Origin of the sequence: Pseudodesulfovibrio sediminis (genome assembly GCF_020886695.1) — a bacterium.
Taxonomy (GTDB): domain Bacteria; phylum Desulfobacterota; class Desulfovibrionia; order Desulfovibrionales; family Desulfovibrionaceae; genus Pseudodesulfovibrio; species Pseudodesulfovibrio sediminis.
Window position 1 is genome coordinate 545,888 of the sequence record NZ_AP024485.1, and the last position, 18,872, is coordinate 564,759.

Consider the following 18,872-nt stretch of genomic DNA (forward strand, 5'->3'; position numbering starts at 1 on the left):
CCCTCGTCTTCTTTTCTTTAGTGTTTTCTGGGACTCACAGAAATCATCTGGGCGCTGAAAGACTCCATGATCTTATTCACGCCAGGATGGTTCTCCGCTTCTTCCATGAGTTGCCTATCCGATTTGGGAACAACGATATCGCCTGTTTCCACACGGACTTCAACCCCTTCATCAAAAAATTCCCGCGCCAGCTCCTCAAGTGCTGTAAAAATCTGTTTTTCCAACAATCGAGAGCACATTGTTTTGGACTTGCAGGTAATCTCCAATCTATTCTGCTTGAATTCGCCATCAGCCAAATGGAGCATGCTCACCTTGACACCAGCCTGCCCATTACGCTCTTCCACGAACCGGAGAAATCCCTCCCAATTCTTTGGGCCGGATAGCGAAGCGCCAACCGGTTGTCTGTCCACTGGCTGCCCCACGGGCTGAACCGGCGGTGCGGCAGACTCAGTCATGGGCGCTGCCTCGGATGGAGCGACAGGCTCAGGTTCCGCTTCAACAGGAGCGGGATCCGACTGTCGAGGCGGTGGTGGTGCTGATGACTGCGGTGTTGTCTGACGGGGCTGCCGAGGAATATGCTGAACAGGCTGATTCTGACTGTGCGGAGAAAAACGTTGTCCGCCCTGAGGCATGCCGCCCTGTCCCTGCATGGAGCCGGTGTTCGGTCCTCCCTGCATTCCGCCCTGTCCGCCCATAGGACGCTGGGGCGCGCCCCCACCGGGCACATTGGCGGTCATGGTTTCAAGATTGATCAGGTCCGGCAGACTGGTCAAATTGAGTAACAGGAGTTCCAAAGCCAACGCCGGTTCAAGACTGGTCATGACCTTACGCTGACCATCCAACGTCATCTGCCAGCAGGCATGAATATGAGCGGCTTCAAATCGTCCGGCCCAATCCATCCAGGATGCGGCCTCCTCGCCTGACAGCCCAAGCAGCGGCAACGCCTCTTTCCCGGCCTGTCTCAGCAGAAACATGTTTCGCCAGCAATTGGTCAACTCCCGCAGGAAAAATCCGAGATCGAGTCCCTGATCCAGGACCTGACGCAACACCTGCCCTACAGCGACCAGATTGCGTGACTCCATGGCTTCCATAAGACCGAAAAAGACGTCCTGCCCCGCCAATCCGAGAAATCCACGTACATCCGATTCCTTGAGTACATCTTCGCCCATGGCCAACGCCTGCCCGAGAAGCGACATGGAATCGCGCACACTTCCCGCGCCGCGTTTGGCGATGATCTGGAGTGCTCCAGGTTCGTATTGGAGCTCTTCGGCATGCATGAGTTTCTCAAGGTGTGTCACCAGCTCACCCTGAGGCAGCATTTTAAATGTATAGTGCTGGCACCGACTGATGATGGTAGCCGGAAATTTGTGATGCTCTGTAGTTGCCATGATGAAGACGGCGCGCGGCGGCGGTTCCTCAAGGGTCTTCAGCAGCGCATTGAACGCTTCCTTGGTGAGCATGTGCGCTTCATCAATGATGAACACTTTATACCGACACTCAACAGGAGCGTACCCGATGTCCTCTTTCAAACGTCGGGCATCATCAATACCGCGATTGGATGCGCCGTCAATCTCGATGACGTCCACGGCCACGCCCGCGGTTATCTGCTTGCAGTTTGCGCATTTGTTGCACGGTTCCGCGGTGGGCGCCTCCACACAGTTCAATGCCTTGGCAAAGATGCGGGCAATGGTGGTCTTTCCCACACCGCGCGTACCGGAAAAAAGATAGGCAGGGGCAATCTTGTCCTGAGCCGCGGCTCTGGAAAGGATGGATTTGACGGCCTGCTGACCGGCCACATCCCCAAAGGTCTGAGGACGATACTTGGCAGTAAGATTGGATGTGCTCATGTGTTCGCCTGGAGCTTGGGCGCAAGATCTAGTTGACTGAAAATACAGAATAAATACGGGAAAACCCGACATCCAGCGCCTGATTTATCCATTAGTATCAGATGATGGACCGACTTTCTAGAGATTCTATCAAGATCTTTTAGCGGAAATGGAGGACGATTCATATTGCAACGAGATGCATGCATCGGAAAAAGGAACGCCGACACACGGTTGTGTCCATGTGTCGGCGTGAGGATCTGCCTTGTCGCGCATCAAAGATGCACGGAATACAGGCTGCTAGATGGAATACCTGTGCAGCCAGTGCTCGTAGTCAGGATTCTCACCCTTGACGATTTTGAAGTATTCGGTCTGGAGCATCTTGGCCACAGGACCGGCCACACCTGTACCTATCAGGCGACGATCGATTGAACTGATCGGCGTCAACTCGGCAGCGGTGCCGGTGAAAAACACTTCATCAGCCACATACAGCATATCCCGGGTAAGCGGCTCTTCACGAACTTCATACCCCATGTCACCAGCCAGGGTAATAATGGAGTTACGGGTCAGCCCACCCAGAACGCCGTCCGAGTGCGGTGTGTAAATAACATCATCCACAACCATGAAGATATTCTCGCCGGACCCTTCGGAGACATGCCCGGTCGTGTCGAGCAAAATGGCTTCATGATAGCCATCAGCCACGGCTTCGGTCTTTGCGAGTACGGAGTTGACGTAGTTTCCGCACGCCTTGGATTTGGTCATCATGACATTGACGTGATGACGGCTGAACGTGGAACATTTGACGTCAATCCCTTTTTCCAGCGCGTCGTCACCCAGATAGGCACCCCACGGCCAGGTGGCGATGATGGTCCGGATAGGGTTGTCTCCGGGGTGAACGCCCATGGCTCCTTCACCGATGAAAATCAGCGGCCGCACATAGGCTCCAGCCAACTTGTTCACCTTCAATGTTTCCACAGCGGCTTCTGTCAGCTCTTCTGCGGAATACGGCACGGTTATGCCGAGAATCTTTGCGGAGTTGATCAAACGGACCATATGTTCTTCAAGGCGAAACACCTCGGAAGAACCATCGGCACATTCATAGGCGCGAATACCTTCGAAAACCCCTGCACCGTAGTGCAAAGTGTGTGTCAAAACATGAACGTTCGCTTCATCCCAGGGGACTTGCGTGCCGTCAAACCAGATGGTTTCAGATTTTTGGACCATTATGATCTCCTATTAAATTTTCGACGTTAAGCCGTATACATTCGTAAATGGAACAAGGACGCTAAGAAAAACTTCCATCGAGGTCAAGACACATCGGCAATCACCCCTGAAAGTCACTAAAAACATGTCTGAAAAAATGTCTTAATTTCATTTTGACACCGGGCAGTCCCAAGAGTAAGAAATTTGAATTCTACTAATAATCTTATTGAGGAGTTGTACAGTCATGTCCAAGTTTGCGAGAGTCGATCGACTGCCCCCCTATGTGTTCGCCCAGGTTAACGAACTCAAGATGAAGATGCGCCATGCGGGCGCGGACATCATCGACCTGGGCATGGGCAATCCCGATGTGCCCACACCAAAGCCCATTCTCGACAAGCTGACTGAAGCGGCGTACAAGACCGGCAACTCCAAATATTCGGCGTCCAAAGGCATCAAGGGCCTGCGCAAAGCAGTACGCGACTGGTACTATCGTCGCTACGATGTTTCTCTTGATCTCGATCAGGAAGTCTGCGTCACCATGGGTGCCAAGGAAGGTCTTGCCCACCTGGCACTGGCCATGCTTTCTCCTGGCGATGTCGTACTGGCACCGGACCCGGCCTACCCTATTCATCCTTACGCTTCCATCATTGCCGGAGCGGATGTCCGCCGTGTGCCCATCGGCCCTGGCCAGGATTTCTTCGAGAATCTTGAAACCGCGGTCAAACACACCTGGCCCAAGCCCAAACTGCTGATCATCAACTTCCCGCACAACCCGACCACACAGTGCGTGGACTTAAGCTTCTTCCAGCGGATTGTGGACTTTGCCAAGGAAAACGACCTCTATGTCATCCACGACCTGGCCTATGCCGATTTCGTTTTCGATGGTTATGTTGCGCCGAGCTTCATGCAGGCCGATGGAGCCAAGGATGTCGGCGTGGAGTTTTTCTCCATGACCAAGAGCTACTCCATGGCCGGCATGCGTGTGGGATATTGTGTCGGCAACCCGGAGATGGTCAACGCCCTGACCCGCATAAAGAGCTATCTTGACTACGGCATCTACCAGCCCATCCAGATTGCGGCCGCCTGCGCGCTCAACGGCGACCTTGAAGCCAATCCCAAGTTCACTCAGGATGACATGGATGCTGCGGTCAAAGAAATCATGGATGTATACAAAGACCGCCGAGATGCACTCTGCTCAGGACTCAACCGCATCGGCTGGGAGGTAACCCCACCACAGGCGACTATGTTCCTGTGGGCAGCTATCCCTAAAGAATTCAAACATATGGGTTCCGTTGAATTCTCCAAAATGCTCCTGCAGGAAGCTGAAGTTGCAGTCTCACCCGGCCTCGGTTTCGGTCAATACGGCGACGACCACGTCCGTTTCAGTTTTGTGGAGAACCGTCATCGCACCAACCAGGCTGTCCGTAATCTACGAAAATTTTTCGCGAAAGGATAAAGCATGGATGTTATAAAACTCGGTCTTGGAGGATTCGGCACGGTCGGATCCGGCTTGGCCAAAATTCTCGACATGAATGCCGAGCGCATTGAAAAACGCCTTGGTAAACGTATAGAAATAAAGGCCGTCCTGGTACGCGACCTGAAGAAAAAACGAGCCTTCGAGTTAGGCTCCGATGTGACCTTTACTGATGATATGAATGTTCTGGTCAATGACCCTGACATTGATATCGTCGTCGAACTCATGGGCGGACTCGAAACCGCCAAAGAATTGATGATCAAGGCCTTTGCCGCCGGAAAACATGTAGTCACCGCCAACAAACACCTGTTGGCGGAGCATGGTCTGGAACTTTTTGACGTCGCTGCGGAAAACAGTGTCGGCCTCATGTTCGAGGCGAGCTGTGCTGGTGGAATCCCTATTGTCCAGACTCTCAAGGAGAATCTGGCCGGAGATGAAATCATCAAGATTCTCGGCATCATGAATGGCACGGCCAACTATATCCTGTCAGAAATGACCACCAAGGGCATGGATTTCCAGGCCGCCCTGGCCGATGCGCAGGACCTGGGCTATGCAGAAGCGGACCCGACCTTCGATATCGAAGGATTCGATACAGCCCACAAGCTCTGCATCCTTATCCGTATGGCGTACGGGGTCGACTATCCCCTGTCGGAAATTCCCATTCAGGGTATCACCTCCGTCACCCCCATGGATATCGAATTCGCCCGCGAATTCGGATACCGCGTCAAGCTGCTGGCGCATGTAATGAACACGGACGGCAAACTGGAAGCAGGTGTACACCCTGCTCTTGTGCCCTACACCTACCTGCTGGCGCGGGTTGGCGGCAACTACAACGCCGTGCGTCTGGAAGGCAATGCGGTGGGCCCCATCATGCTTCACGGTCAGGGAGCGGGCGACCTGCCTACGGGCAGCGCCGTGATCGCGGATATCATGAGCCTTGTGCGCAAGATGACAGACAACTGCGATAAGCCGGACAATACCGGTTTCGGCAACCAGCCTCTTGAGCTGGCCAGCATTCTGCCGCCCGAAGAATCGGAGTCCAAATACTATTTCCGTTTCACTGTGGCGGATCGTACCGGAGTAATGGCGGCCATCACCAACACCATGGCCGAGCACAATATATCCATTGCTCAAGCAGTACAAAAAGGCGAAGCCGGTGCCGAAGGCGTCCCTCTGGTCATCATCTCTCACGAGACCGCAGCCAGAGATGCAGAGGCAATGATTGCCGACGTGGACGCCATGGACTTCACGGTGGAACCCTGCGTGAAATTCCGTATTTTATAGAGACATATAATGAAATTACTTTACCTTATTGGTGATGGTATGGGTGGCTGGCCACTGGAAGAGCTTGGCGGCAAAACAACCATGGAGGCGGCACATACGCCCAATATGGATGAACTCGCCAGGACCGGTCTTGTTGGTCGCGCCCAGACCGTACCAGAAGGCATGCAGCCGGGCTCGGATGTGGCCAACATGTCCCTGCTCGGCTTTGATCCTGCCACCTACCACACTGGCCGTGGCCCTATTGAAGCCGCAGCGCAAGGCCTTGATTTGGAACCGGACGACCTGGTCTGGCGTCTGAATCTGGTCACTGTGTCGAAGCTGACCATTGACGGATTCATGCGAGACTATTCATCCGGGCACATTGCGACTGATGTTTCCAGACCATTGGTGGAAGCGTTGCAGGAAAAACTTGGCAATGACATGTATACCTTCTATCCCGGTATTCAGTATCGTCACCTGCTGGTGCAGAAGGAAGGAGCGTTGTCCGATGACGCGAAGCTGGCTATCAACCCTCCTCACGATATCACGGACAAACCCATAAAACTGGACCTGCGCACCATCTCCAAAAGCCCGTTCCTGTGGGACCTTCTCTTTGAGGCTCAGGAACTGCTTGAAGACCGCACCGTCAACAACTCCAGAGCAAACTCCATTTGGCCATGGGGACAAGGACGTCCGCTCAGCCTGCCGAACTTCAAGGAAACGTTCGGAGTTGAAGGAGCTGTCATCTCCGCCGTGGATCTTATCAAGGGCCTGGGACATGCATCCGGCATGGAAGTCATTGATGTCGAAGGAGCAACCGGCCTGCTGGACACCAACTATCAAGGAAAGGTGAACGCAGCACTGACCTTCCTCAAAGAGCATGATTTCGTTTTCGTCCACCTTGAGGGGCCTGATGAATGCGGCCACGGCGGCAATGCAGAGGAAAAGGTTGAAGCCATCAACCGGTTCGACGCACAAGTGGTTGGTCCACTGCGTGAAGCCCTCAAAGAGGAGGACACAGCATGGATAGTTACCTGCGACCATTTCACTCCCATTGTTGAACGAACCCACACAATGGACGCCGTACCCTTTCTCTTGAACGGTCCCAACTGCGAGCCTTCCGACGTTTCTGAATTCAGCGAAAAGTCAGCTGATTCAACGGGCTTGAAACTCGATAAGGGGCATGAGCTACTTGCCTTTGCACTCGAAAAATTCGGAATGAAATAATGGCTGCTAACAAGGACTTTCCAACACCGGACTGTTGGTATTCCCATTTCATATCCTATGGTGAGACAGATGCCATGGGCGTTGTCTACCATGCGGAGTATCTCCACCTTTTTGAACGCGCACGCAGTAAATTCATTCGTGAAAGCGGTATGAGCTACCGTGAAGCCGAAGAACGGGGCATCATGTTGCCCGTTCGTGAGGCAAACTGCCGCTATCGCACACCGATTGTGTATGATCAGGAAATATTCGTTCATGTTGGCATAGAGAAATGGGGCCGGGCTTCCGTCAATTTCATCTACGAAATCATGAACAGAGACAAGACCGTTCTCCATGCCACGGGCATGACAGGCCATGCCTGCACGGATAAATCTGGAAAACCGGTTCGCATTCCAGATTGGCTCAAAGAAATGTTTGAATAACCCGCTGTTTTTCTAGCATCATTTTTTTTCTTAAAATATCAAACAAGTGTTTACATCCAGATACTGATCTGGCAAATTTTGCCCATGCGAATCGACGTTCATACTCACGCTTTTCATCCGAAGATCGCTCCCAAAGTACTGACCCAACTTGAAGGCCACTACGGCATCTCTCCGGTAGGAACCGGCATAGCCGATGACCTCGTTGCAAAACTGGATAAGGCCGGACTGGACAAGGGAGTCGTTCTGACTGCTGCGACCTCTCCGGGACAGGTTATTCCGGCCAACAACTGGGCCATAGAACTCAAGGAAAACAATCCCCGATTCATTCCGTTTGGCACCCTCCACCCCGGTTTCACCCAGAATGAAGCAGAGCTGGACAGACTGGAACGAAACGGTATCAAGGGGCTAAAATTTCATCCAGATTTTCAGGGCTACCGCATGGATGACAAAGCCCTCTACGAGGTTATGGAGATGGTACAGGATCGGTTCATCTGCCTGTTCCATGTGGGAGACACCCTGACACCCGAGGAAAACCCCTCCTGCCCCAAAAAAATGGCTGCTCTCCGCAAGGCTTTTCCCAAGCCACCGATGATCGCGGCCCACATGGGCGGTTATCGCCACTGGGAGTATGCACTCAAACACCTGACAGACCTTGATGTGTATGTCGACTGTTCCAGCATGCTGGATTTCGTGGATGACACTCTGCTCAAAAGACTTTTCTCCTCCTATTCACAGGAGCGTATACTCTTTGGCAGTGACTATCCTCTCTTTGATGCAGAAACGGAACTCAAACAACTTTCTACTCGCCTTGCCTTCAGTGATTCTCAAATTGAGGATCTTGTCAATCGGGCTGGGGACCTATTCGACTAATCCATTCAATTTGAACATTTTTTCAGTTGATCGAAAGCGTAGCTACAAGGTGTTTTTTCGGAAAGACAATATTGATATGGGGTTTCGAAATGAAAAAACTGCTTACTCTTGTTGTCTGCATGGTACTGACATGGTCACTCGCTGCATGCGCGCACAAGAACTACATGATCACAACAACATCAGGAGATCGCTTTGTCTCCATGGGTGCACCAGATTATGATGTTGTCACTCGAAACTACACCTTCACAGATACACAAGGCAAAACACGACGCCTCAACAAAAATGAAATTGAGACTATACAAGCTCGAAATTAGAAACGAAAAAGCCCCGATTTAATCGGGGCTTTTTCGTTTCGTCAGGAAAAAATCATCTATTCCACAAGGCCTGCCATGAGCGGGCCGATCTTGCCAATTGTCTCCGGATCCGCAGTATCAAGCACTCCAAGTATCTGTCCCCGATATATAACGGCTATGCGGTCCGCCAACTGCAAGGCTTCATTCAGATCGCCTGTCACCAGCAAAACACCAGCAAGCCCTCGCGCTTCAAGCAGACGGGTCCATACTTCTTCCGTGGCAGAGACATCAAGCCCTTGTGTGGGCTGCTCAGCCACGATGAACTTGGGTTCACGGTACAACTCACGAGCGAGAACGGCTTTTTGCAGGTTCCCGCCGGAAAGCTGCCATGCAAGCGCATGGATACGCCCCGGACGAATATCAAACTTCTCGATAAGATCAACTGTGTCCCTGGCAGCCCGCTTCTTATCCAGCAGCCACCCCTTGGCAAAACCCTTTCTGGTTGTCAGCAACAGGTTGTCCACCAGGTTCTGATTCGGCAAGGTGGCCAGTCCCAGACGATCTTCCGGGATATAACACATGGAGCGGTTCCATGTGGACTCGTCAAAAAATTTCCGCCATGGCTGCCCCATGATAAACACGGTATCCAGCGGTGGCTTGATAAGCCCGGTCACGGCCTCGACAAGGTTCTTCTGCCCATTGCCGGCCACACCGACAAGAGCGACGACCTCGCCCTTCCTGACCTCCAGATCAATATCGACAAGCCCCAACCCGGTCAGACTTTTCACCTCAAGAACCAATTCACCTATCTCGGCAGGCTGACGGTCCACCTCAAGCAGCACTTCCTTGCCTACCATGCGTGACGCCAGATCAGCCTTGGATTCAATGGTAGTCGGATCGAGTTCGCCCTCAATACGGCCACGTCGCAAGATGGCAATCTCATCTGCCAGGGCAATGACCTCTTCCAGCTTGTGACTGATAAAAATAATGGATTTGCCCTGTTCGGTCATATTCCACAGGGCATCAAACAAGCGGGCCGTTTCATCGGGCGTGAGCACGGCCGTGGGTTCATCGAAAATGAGGATACGACTTTCACGATACAGAAGCTTGAGAATCTCAACCAACTGCCGCTCACCCATGGAAAGATCAGAGATATAGGCACCCGGATCGATATCAAGAGAATATCTAGTCGCCAATTCTCCGACACGTTTCTCCATCTCCTTTGGATTGATGAAAAAACCTCCCTCCTGCCCAAGTAGTACGTTCTGCGCCACCGTCATGGAGTCTACCAACATGAAATGCTGGTAAACCATGCCTATACCCGCGGCTATGGCATCCTTTGAAGAGGTGAACCGAACAGGCTGGCCGTTAACTTCAATATGGCCTTCATCCGGTTTGTAACGACCAGCAAGCATACTCATCATGGTCGATTTGCCTGCCCCATTCTCACCGAGCAACGCCTTGATACGTCCGGGGTAGATATCCAATGTGATGGCGTCATTCGCAACCACTGTACCGAACCGCTTGGTAAGCCCCTTGAGGCTGACAACAGGGGTTGCCTCTTCTGGAAGTGGACGGACAGGGGTAGGACGAGCAAATTTCAATTCCGTCATATGCGCTACCCCTCCGGCTCGATATTGGTGCCGAGCGCCGCTGGTGCGTCGATACGCTGCCCACGCCATGCGGACAGAATCAGCACCAAGATGGTCAGCAGATAAGGAAGCATAAGCAACAGAGAGGATGGCAGGTTGGTCCCCACAGCCTGCAATCGAAGCTGAAATGCCATGACGCCTCCGAAAAGGTACGCGCCGACCACGGCCCTGCCTGGACGCCAAAAGGCGAAGATGACCAGTGCCACGGCTATCCATCCGCGCCCACCGGACAGCCCATTGGTCCACAGATGCGTGTAGGCCAAAGAAAGATATGCGCCTCCAAGCCCGATAAGAAATCCACCGCAAATGACGGAAAGATACCGTAACCGAATCGGCTTCAAACCAGCAGCAGCGACTGCGGCAGGCATCTCGCCGGTCGCTTCCATGTGAGTTCCAAGGCTGGTGCGCTTGTAAAAAAACCAGAAAAGAATGGGAATGATGAAGGAAACATATACCAGCATATCATGCTTGAAAAATATCTCACCCAATACAGGAATCTGAGACAGCAAGGGAAAATCGAATGGGTTGAACCCGGGCGCGGGCAGTCCCACAAAAGGGACACCAAGAAAATGGGTCAGGCCGACACCAAAGATGGTCAACGCCAAGCCGGATACCACCTGATTGCCCAAGCAGGATACGCAAACGAATGCGTGCAAGGCACCAAACAACATGCCGGCAACGCCCCCGGCCATGAAGCCGAGCCAAGGCGACCCGGTCGTCAGGCTCACCCAGTAGGCGGCCAATGCGGCGATTGACATCATGCCTTCCACGCCGAGATTGATCACCCCGCCCTTCTCGGTCATCATCTCACCCAACGTGGCATAGAGGACAGGTGTTCCAGACTGCACAGTGGCCGCGAACAGCGGTATCAAGAATTCCCACATGCCTTTAATCCTGCTTGAGTTTTCGTTCTAACTTATATGTCAGGAAGAACTGCCCAGCCAGGACTGTGAGCAAAATGATACCTTCCATAATCACGCCAAATGCTGCGGGAATCTGCAATTCAAGCTGCATGTTTTCAACGCCCACACGCAGTGCAGCGAGAAGAAAAGAAGCAAAAGCAATGTTAAGCGGTTCCAATCGAGCCAACCACGCCACGACAATAGCCGTATATCCATACCCGACCATGAGACTGGGCTGGAGGCGATTGACAACGGCAGAGGTCTCAACACACCCCGCCCATCCGGCAAAGCCGCCGGACATGCTCATGACCAACATGACGAGCATGCCGTAACGAATCTTGGCATACTTGGCCACCCGAGCACCTTCTCCGCTGGCCTGGAGTTCAAAACCGAGACGAGTAAAGCGCATGAATGCCCAGAGCCCTATGCCCACTGCGGCACAGAAAAGCAGCCCCCAATGGACCCGACTGTCACCAATGGACGGGACAATGGCACCGGCAGTAAATTCGGGCGTCATGGGAAAGCCGAAGCTGGACGGGTCTTTCCATACGCCAAACACGAGGTAGTCAATCAGAAGAATGGCGATATAGTTCAGCATCAATGTCGAGATAATCTCATTGACGCGCAACTTGAGCTTGAGAAATGCGGGAATAAGCGCCCAGAGCCCACCGAATACAAAGGCCATGATGAACATGAGGGGCAATAAAATGAAGCCGGGCAAATCCGGGAATGAAAGCGCCATCCATGTAGCTCCGATGGCTCCCAGCGCAAATTGTCCTTCAGCGCCGATGTTCCAGATCTGCATGCGAAAAGCAACAGCCACCCCAAGCGAACAGAGAAATAACGGGATGGATTTGAGGAGAACGCCTTCCAGCGCCCACAGGTGACCAAAACTGCCGTCCCACAGAACCATGAGTCCGTGGAGAGCGTCCTTGCCCTGCCCTTCCAGCAGCAATGCGCTCACCAAAAGGGAAAAGAGCAGGGCGCCCAGGAATACTACCAGGGCGCCCCACTTCCAGGGTTCATTTCGTTTTCGAATCTTGAGCACGTGATATGTCGGCTATTTAACGGTGCCGACAACACCCTTGACGAACCAGTTCATGCCGAGCAGGTCGCCATCTGCGATGGTTGCGCCTTTGGCAACGACTTCTTCGCCAGCCTGATTCATGATCGGACCGGTGAAAATGGTGTCGGTGCCGGCCTTGAGCTCATCACGCTTGGCGTTAACGGTGTTCTTCACATCCTCAGGGACCATGGGACCCATGGGAGCGATATCAACAACATCGTCCTGCATGGACCACCACAGAGACTCATCGCCCTTCCAGGTGCCATTACGAACGGCCTCAACGACCTTGACGTATTCAGGACCCCAGTTCCAAACGGCGGAGGTCAGATGCGCCTTGGGAGCGAAAGAGGACATGTCGGAGTTGTATCCAACGGAGTAAACACCGGCCTCTTCAGCGGCTTCCTGAGCTGCGGGAGAATCCTGGTGCTGAGCGATAACGTCACAACCGGCATCCAGCAGGGACTTGGCCGCGTCTTTTTCCAGCGCAGGGTCGTACCAGGTCTTGGTCCAGACAACCCGGACTTCGGCGTCGGGGTTCATGGCCTGCACACCCAGGGTGTAGGCATTGATACCGCGGATGACTTCAGGAATCGGGAACGCAGCAACATAGCCGAGCTTGTTGGTCTTGGTCATGGCACCGGCCACCAGACCAGTCAGGTAACGAGCCTGATAAATGCGACCGAAGTAGTTGGAGACATTGGCGGACTTCTTGAATCCGGAACAATGCATGAAGCTGACTTCAGGGAACTCCTTGCTGACCTTGATTGTGGGGTCCATGTAGCCAAAGCTGGTAGTGAAAATCACGTCAAAGCCTTTACGGGCCATGTTGCGGATAACGCGCTCGGAATCGGCACCTTCAGGCACGGACTCAACAAAGGATGTGGAGGCGTAATCCAAAGCTTCTACAGCCGCACGGCCTTGATCATGCGCGTAGGAGAAACCTGCATCCCCCACAGGAGAAACATATACAAAACCGGCCTTGACGGTCTTGGGAGCCTCAGCAGGAGCAGCGGCTTCATCCACTTTTGCAGGCTCTTCGGCTTTCTTCTCCTCAGGAGCTTCGGCACAAGCGAAAAGGAACAGGAGCGCCATACAGGCGGCAGAGACACTAAACAGTTTCAATAGCTTTTTCATGAAGACCTCTCCGTTATCAATTAAATATCAAAATACCATAGCTCAGCATCACTTCCGGATCAATACCTGTGAGATGCTCGCCAAGCTTAACTCGCTGTTTTTTTTAAAGAAATTATTTTTGCTTATTCGTCAGAAACCTTGGCAATCGGTTCCACGAATTGTGATCCGGCATCCCACGGAAACAATATCCATGTATCCTGGCTCACTTCGGTAATAAACGTTTCGACCATGGGACGCCCTTCCGGCTTGGCGTATACGGTGGCAAAATGCGCCTTGGGGACCATGTCCTGAGCGATTTTAGCGGTCTTGCCAGTGTCTACCAGATCATCGATGAGCAACCAGCCTTCCCCGTCCATATCAACCTGTTTCAGAATATTGGCGTCCCCCTGTTCCAACCAATCGTAGGAAGAAAGACATATGGTATCAATGACATGAACATCCAACTCACGGGCAATGATAGCAGCCGGAACCAGACCACCGCGTGTAATGGCCAGAATGCCTTTCCACGGGCCCATTTCCATTAAACGCCATGACAATGCACGACAATCTCGATGCAATTGTTCCCAGGAAACCGGAAACATCTTCTTATATCTGCTTTTGTTGCCCATTGGATAATCTCCTTGCCAAGTCTCTTAAGGCAGAGGCTTCCTACCTTTATGTGGACCATTAATCAAGGGTACAGGCACGCCCCTTGTAATCGAACAGGAATCCGAGCGTTTTGCGAACCTTGTCGGAGAAAAGTTTGGGCGATAAAACCTTGCCCGCCACCCGTTTGTTGATCTCGCCAACCGTTGGGTACGGATGTACCGCTGACGCCAGAGTCGCGAGCCCGACCTTGCCGTTTGTCGCGGCTACCCACTCACCAATCAGCTCTCCCGCGTGTATCCCTGCTATCTGCACGCCAAGCGGCTTCTCTTTTTTATTAAGGATCAATTTGACTTTGCCGCCAATCACTCCCTCAGCCCGGGCACGGTCATTGTCACTGAACGATTCTTCCCAGACCGTGTATTCCAGCCCGGCCTCCTGCGCTCGTTTTTCATTCATACCAACACTGGCCAACTCCGGTTCGGTAAACGTACACCAAGGCAGCCATGTATAATCGACCTTTCGCGGCAAGCGGAACACCGCATTGGATATGACAATACCTCCCTCATATCCGGCCGCATGCGTAAAGCGATATCTGCCAAGAACATCCCCGGCTGCAAAAATATGTTTCCGTGTCGTGCGCAGGCGATCATCGGTCCTGACCCCTTTGCGGTCGTATTCGACGCCACAATTTTCAAGCTTCAGACTCTCTACACTCGGACTACGGCCTGCGGCCACAAGGAGAGTTTCGACCTGAACCACATGTGCTTTGCCGTCCTGCTCATATTCAACCTCAACGCCTCCAGAAACGGAACGAATCGACCTGGTTGCAGTCCCCAGATCAAGGTGCACCCCTTCCGCAGCAAGACTCTGCTGAATGACCTGGGCCATATCTGGATCTTCCGCAGACAAAAGCTGCGTGTTACGCTGAATGATGCGGACATCACTTCCCAATCGATTGAATGCCTGCGCCATTTCACAGCCAATGGGGCCACCACCAAGCACAACCAATGAACCGGGTAATGCCGGGAGGGAAAACAAATCCTCGTTGGTCAGATACTTCACATCAGACAAGCCGGGAATGGGAGGAGCCGATGGATGCGAGCCAGTGGCCAGCACCCAGAACTTTGCAGAAATCCGTTGACCGGAACAATTCACGACATGGTCATCTTCGAAGCTCGCCTCACCAAAAATGACTTTGACACCCAGGCCGCAGAATCGCTCTTCGGAGTCGTGTACCTGGATGGCATCAATAACCTCTTTGATGCGCCTGTTTACACCGGCCATATCCACAGGCGGCAATTCCACTCCAGGCAGTCCGTACTGCTCGGCGTACTTCATGTTGTGATAGACGGATGCGGTCTTGATGAGCGTCTTGGACGGCACACATCCAGTATGCAAACAGTCACCACCCAACGTCGGAGTCTTTTCCAGAAGCACTGTCTTTACACCGAGCTGTGCGGCTCCGGCAGCGACAGTAAGCCCTGCCGCTCCGCCTCCGATAACACCTATGTCATACTCATACTTCGCCACTTCTCTGCCTCCTGGCCTTATACCAACCAAGGATTTTTTTCATCACCAAAGGGAAAAACCCAAGAATGACAAAGGAAATAATGAGACTCGGAGACAACAGACCGGAAAGAGAATCGATCTTCCCCAACTCCTTGCCGGCGTTGACATAAACGATGGTTGCCGGGAACATGCCAACCTGTGACACCCAGAAGTAGGTGAAAAACCGCATGGGGGTCAGAGCGATCACTGTGTTGATGACAAAAAATGGAAAAACCGGAATCAGACGCAACGTGAAAAGATAGAATGCGCCATCCTCCTCAATACCTTTATTGATGGATGACAACTTATCGCCGAATTTGTTCTGAACATAATCGCCTACAAGATAGCGAGCGACTATAAAGGCCATTGCCGCCCCGATAGTGCTGGCAAAAGATACAACGATAACCCCGGTCACCAGTCCGAACATGGCCCCGCCCGCAAGGGTGAGCACTGTAGCCGCGGGCAGCGCCAACGCAGTGGTGACCACATACAAAAGAAAATACACTCCTAACACCAGCACAGTATGTTCCGCATACAAGGCCTGTAGATGTTCTCTGGAATCCTTGAGGTATTCCAAAGAAAAATACTGTCCTAGATCAAACAAAAAATATGCTGCAATCACTCCGACAATGAGACTTACAATCAACAGCTTCTTGAACATTCCGGCGGTCATGGTTTTCCTTTATCCAGCCAAGATTTGAGCACCATAAAAAGCCGCTCCATACAAGCCGCTTTCTTCATTGGAATTAAGAACGACAGGTACGGAATGGAGGAACTCTTCATATACATGAGAGTTATGAAATTCATTCATAAATTCAGGAACTTCTACAAACATGGGGTTCTTGGCCGCGATGCCGCCGGCGATGACAAATCCACCAAGCGCCATGATTCCAAGCGCCCAGTTTCGACATGCCCGTCCATAAAACCGTGCATACCACTTGGTTGTTTCGCTTTCGGGCGTAATCCGGGCAGAGACTTCTTTGGGTGTCAGGTCTTCTCCTGTCAAAAATTTGTGCACGAGGCTCAGCCCCAGGCCGGTGACAACGGAATCGCCCTCAGGCCAATTACGCCCGCTTTCGCGCCGGTTGAACTCGGCGTATTCGGTCTCTTCCTTGCCAAAAAAGGGAAACGCCATGTGGCCGCCTTCACTTGGAACCGCACTCCATCCGTTTTCTGTGGGGATCAAGGCGGAATATCCAAGGCCGGTGCCAGCACCTATGACGGATATGGCTTCCCCCTCCATGGCCTGCCCATCTTGCAGGACATGGGCATCTTTTACAGCTGACGTCTTGCACGCAAAGGCCTGAGCTGCAAAATCGTTTATCACGCAAACCTTATCGGTACCAAAATCAACTTCACGGACATCAATACCCCATGGAGCATTGGGAAGATTCGGGCATTTGACACCGCCGAGAACAGCTCCGGCTGCGGCCAAGACAGCAGAATCAAAGCCACCAGGTTCGGCTTTGAAATCACTCTTCCACAGCGCAGAGAGCAGGTCGGGAAAAGAAGACACTCCATGGGTTTCCAGCCAAATGGAATCCACAATTTCAAACCTGGAATCTGTGATATCAAACAAAGCGAATCGACTGTTGGTCCCACCGATATCCGCTGCCAGAACGTATGCCATATTCTCCTCTCCTCCTGTGGACGAGAGACTAGCATAAACCGACAAAAAAAAAAGGAGCCTAAAGGCTCCTTTTTTTACTGACTCGATTGGATTTTCATTATGCGGCGACAGTTACATCTTCCTCATGCTTATTCTTCAGTTCCGGCATATCGGACAGTTCAACTGGCTGCTGTTTTTTCTGCACATACTTGCGGGTAATCCTGCGCAACGTCTCGGTCTTTCCTTCGCGCTCTGACGGACTGAGAAATGAGACAAGCTTACGCTCCAACTTGTAAGAATTCTGCTCCTTGCTTATGGCCACAATACCTTCAAGAACAAGCTTCTGATTGAGCAATTCCGCCTTGGTTGAAAAGTTGATATTCTCTGCAATGGGCGAAAAGACAAGGTTGCTCAATACAAGCCCATACAATGTGGAAATAAAGGCCACGGGAATATTCTTGAGAATAACCGCAGTATCATTGATGCCCATGAGTAAACCAATAAGCCCGATAACACTACCTGCCACACCGAACGCCGGAGCCATACGCGCCAAGGTTTGAAAGAACCGTTCGCTTTGTTGACGGCGTAGGTTAAAAAACGCCATTTCCACACTCAGTGTCTCTCGAATCTCTTCTTCCTTGTAGTTGTCCACCAGCAGGATCAAGCCATTCTTCAAAAACGAACTCGTGGCCTTTGCCTCGGAACGTTCAAGGGAAAGGATGCCGTCCACTTTTGATTTGACCGAAAGATCAAGCAAGGTGTTGACGATAGTTTCGGCAGACGCATGACCGTTTCGATAGGCATTTTTTGCCACGGTAATCGCATTCTTTACATGAACAGCGGGATAACTGATCAACGTGGCTGCCACCAGCCCGGACCCGACCACCAGGAAAGCCACCAGATTCAGATAAGCACCGGCTGCTCCGGTAAGCAGGAAGCTGCATACGAAAATAATCAAGCTGATGATAATGCCGACAATGTTCTTTTTACTCATGATTTTCTCCAATCGATTCAGCTTTCATTTGCAAGGACAATTTCAACACGGCGGTTCGAGGCCTGATTGGCCTCGGATGTATCCGGCAGTTCCGGCTGATAGGACCCCCTGCCAGTTATGATGATCCGCTTGGGATCAACATGAAATTTGGAAATGAGGTATGCTGCAACCTCGGCAGCTCGTTGGGTTGAAAGAGTAAAACTCTCTGTGCCTTCCGCTTCGCTTGTGTCGGCATACCCGACAACATGCACCGCGCCGAGGCTGAGTTTGACCAGCTCCGCGATTTCACGAAGATACTGGCCTGCTTCATCCCTCAATTCGCCGGAGCGTTCAGCAAAAAACAATTCTCCCCGCAGTGAGATGCGCACTCGCCCCGGGGCTTCACGAACCACGGAAATGCCATCCGCACGAGAACGGAAAAGGACTTCATTCTCATGGACACGGACAACATCCTTGGATCCACTCGTATCAGCGCGGCTGGCCAACTGCCCAATGAGCCCAATGAGCGGATCAAGGGCGCTGGTGGCCCTGGCCTCACTGGCCGCCTGATTGCTGAACAGAATCTTCACATCCTGCTGACTGCTCGAATAAATGAACAGCACAACAAAAAGCACAAACATGACCATCATCAGATCAGACCAGGGTACGGCCCAGTCATTCATGCCCGGTGAAGAGGCACTATTCTCCAACTGATCAAATGACGTAAAATCCTTTGTAAAACTCGTGTCGATTTCTTGCATGGCATCTCCTGCGTATTCGCGCGCACGGTATCAAGCAAGAATACTGCCATTTTTTTAACACGTTGGG

18 protein-coding genes are annotated in these 18,872 nt (G+C 52.2%); 6 read left to right on the forward strand and 12 right to left on the reverse strand.

Annotation, left to right across the window (positions count from 1 at the left end):
- Nucleotides 1-17 precede the first annotated feature (17 nt).
- Nucleotides 18-1,847 (reverse strand): DNA polymerase III subunit gamma/tau, encoded by a 1,830-nt coding sequence (gene dnaX, locus SRBAKS_RS02675; RefSeq protein WP_229593361.1) that lies wholly within the window; start codon nt 1,845-1,847, stop codon nt 18-20.
- Between the two features lie 276 nt (nt 1,848-2,123).
- Nucleotides 2,124-3,047, reverse strand: a complete 924-nt coding sequence (locus SRBAKS_RS02680; RefSeq protein WP_229593363.1) for a branched-chain amino acid transaminase — start codon at nt 3,045-3,047, stop codon at nt 2,124-2,126.
- Nucleotides 3,048-3,270: 223 nt separating this feature from the next.
- Between SRBAKS_RS02680 and SRBAKS_RS02685 the strand changes: the two genes are divergently transcribed.
- From SRBAKS_RS02685 to SRBAKS_RS02710, 6 genes are all read left to right on the forward strand, one after another.
- Nucleotides 3,271-4,482 carry an aminotransferase class I/II-fold pyridoxal phosphate-dependent enzyme gene (locus SRBAKS_RS02685; RefSeq protein WP_229593365.1) on the forward strand — a complete coding sequence of 404 codons (1,212 nt, stop codon included), beginning with the start codon at nt 3,271-3,273 and terminating at the stop codon, nt 4,480-4,482.
- 3 nt (nt 4,483-4,485) lie between these two features.
- The gene (locus SRBAKS_RS02690; protein WP_229593367.1) at nt 4,486-5,784 is read left to right on the forward strand and encodes a homoserine dehydrogenase; all 1,299 of its coding nucleotides are present in this window, start codon (nt 4,486-4,488) and stop codon (nt 5,782-5,784) included.
- A gap of 9 nt (nt 5,785-5,793) precedes the next feature.
- On the forward strand, nt 5,794-6,990 hold the full coding sequence (locus SRBAKS_RS02695; RefSeq protein ID WP_229593369.1) for a cofactor-independent phosphoglycerate mutase: 1,197 nt from the start codon (nt 5,794-5,796) through the stop codon (nt 6,988-6,990).
- Nucleotides 6,990-7,409, forward strand: a complete 420-nt coding sequence (locus SRBAKS_RS02700; protein WP_229593371.1) for an acyl-CoA thioesterase — start codon at nt 6,990-6,992, stop codon at nt 7,407-7,409. The genes SRBAKS_RS02695 and SRBAKS_RS02700 overlap by 1 nt, the downstream gene beginning before the upstream one ends.
- A gap of 84 nt (nt 7,410-7,493) precedes the next feature.
- On the forward strand, nt 7,494-8,279 hold the full coding sequence (locus SRBAKS_RS02705; RefSeq protein ID WP_229593373.1) for an amidohydrolase family protein: 786 nt from the start codon (nt 7,494-7,496) through the stop codon (nt 8,277-8,279).
- A gap of 89 nt (nt 8,280-8,368) precedes the next feature.
- Nucleotides 8,369-8,593, forward strand: a complete 225-nt coding sequence (locus SRBAKS_RS02710; protein ID WP_229593375.1) for a YgdI/YgdR family lipoprotein — start codon at nt 8,369-8,371, stop codon at nt 8,591-8,593.
- 56 nt (nt 8,594-8,649) lie between these two features.
- Here SRBAKS_RS02710 and SRBAKS_RS02715 read toward each other — a convergent pair whose 3' ends face one another.
- From SRBAKS_RS02715 to SRBAKS_RS02760, 10 genes are all read right to left on the reverse strand, one after another.
- Nucleotides 8,650-10,185: an ABC transporter ATP-binding protein gene (locus tag SRBAKS_RS02715; RefSeq protein WP_229593378.1), complete on the reverse strand. Its 1,536-nt coding sequence runs from the start codon at nt 10,183-10,185 to the stop codon at nt 8,650-8,652.
- A 5-nt stretch (nt 10,186-10,190) separates the two neighbouring features.
- A complete protein-coding gene (locus SRBAKS_RS02720) occupies nt 10,191-11,108 on the reverse strand; it encodes an ABC transporter permease (protein WP_229593380.1) in 918 nt (305 codons plus the stop codon).
- Between the two features lie 4 nt (nt 11,109-11,112).
- Nucleotides 11,113-12,174, reverse strand: a complete 1,062-nt coding sequence (locus tag SRBAKS_RS02725) for an ABC transporter permease (protein ID WP_229593382.1) — start codon at nt 12,172-12,174, stop codon at nt 11,113-11,115.
- Between the two features lie 12 nt (nt 12,175-12,186).
- Nucleotides 12,187-13,326, reverse strand: a complete 1,140-nt coding sequence (locus tag SRBAKS_RS02730) for a BMP family ABC transporter substrate-binding protein (RefSeq protein WP_229593385.1) — start codon at nt 13,324-13,326, stop codon at nt 12,187-12,189.
- A 122-nt stretch (nt 13,327-13,448) separates the two neighbouring features.
- Entirely contained in the window at nt 13,449-13,934 is a 486-nt protein-coding gene (gene gpt / locus SRBAKS_RS02735) for a xanthine phosphoribosyltransferase (protein ID WP_229593387.1), read from the reverse strand.
- A 58-nt stretch (nt 13,935-13,992) separates the two neighbouring features.
- Entirely contained in the window at nt 13,993-15,444 is a 1,452-nt protein-coding gene (locus SRBAKS_RS02740) for a dihydrolipoyl dehydrogenase family protein (protein WP_229593389.1), read from the reverse strand.
- Nucleotides 15,431-16,135 (reverse strand): TVP38/TMEM64 family protein, encoded by a 705-nt coding sequence (locus SRBAKS_RS02745; protein WP_229593392.1) that lies wholly within the window; start codon nt 16,133-16,135, stop codon nt 15,431-15,433. Before SRBAKS_RS02745 ends, SRBAKS_RS02740 begins: the two co-directional genes overlap by 14 nt.
- A 9-nt stretch (nt 16,136-16,144) precedes the next feature.
- Nucleotides 16,145-17,092, reverse strand: a complete 948-nt coding sequence (locus SRBAKS_RS02750) for a glucokinase (RefSeq protein ID WP_229593394.1) — start codon at nt 17,090-17,092, stop codon at nt 16,145-16,147.
- 97 nt (nt 17,093-17,189) lie between these two features.
- Nucleotides 17,190-18,065 (reverse strand): motility protein A, encoded by an 876-nt coding sequence (locus SRBAKS_RS02755; protein ID WP_229593396.1) that lies wholly within the window; start codon nt 18,063-18,065, stop codon nt 17,190-17,192.
- A 17-nt stretch (nt 18,066-18,082) separates the two neighbouring features.
- Nucleotides 18,083-18,805 (reverse strand): OmpA/MotB family protein, encoded by a 723-nt coding sequence (locus SRBAKS_RS02760; RefSeq protein WP_229593399.1) that lies wholly within the window; start codon nt 18,803-18,805, stop codon nt 18,083-18,085.
- Nucleotides 18,806-18,872: the final 67 nt, after the last annotated feature.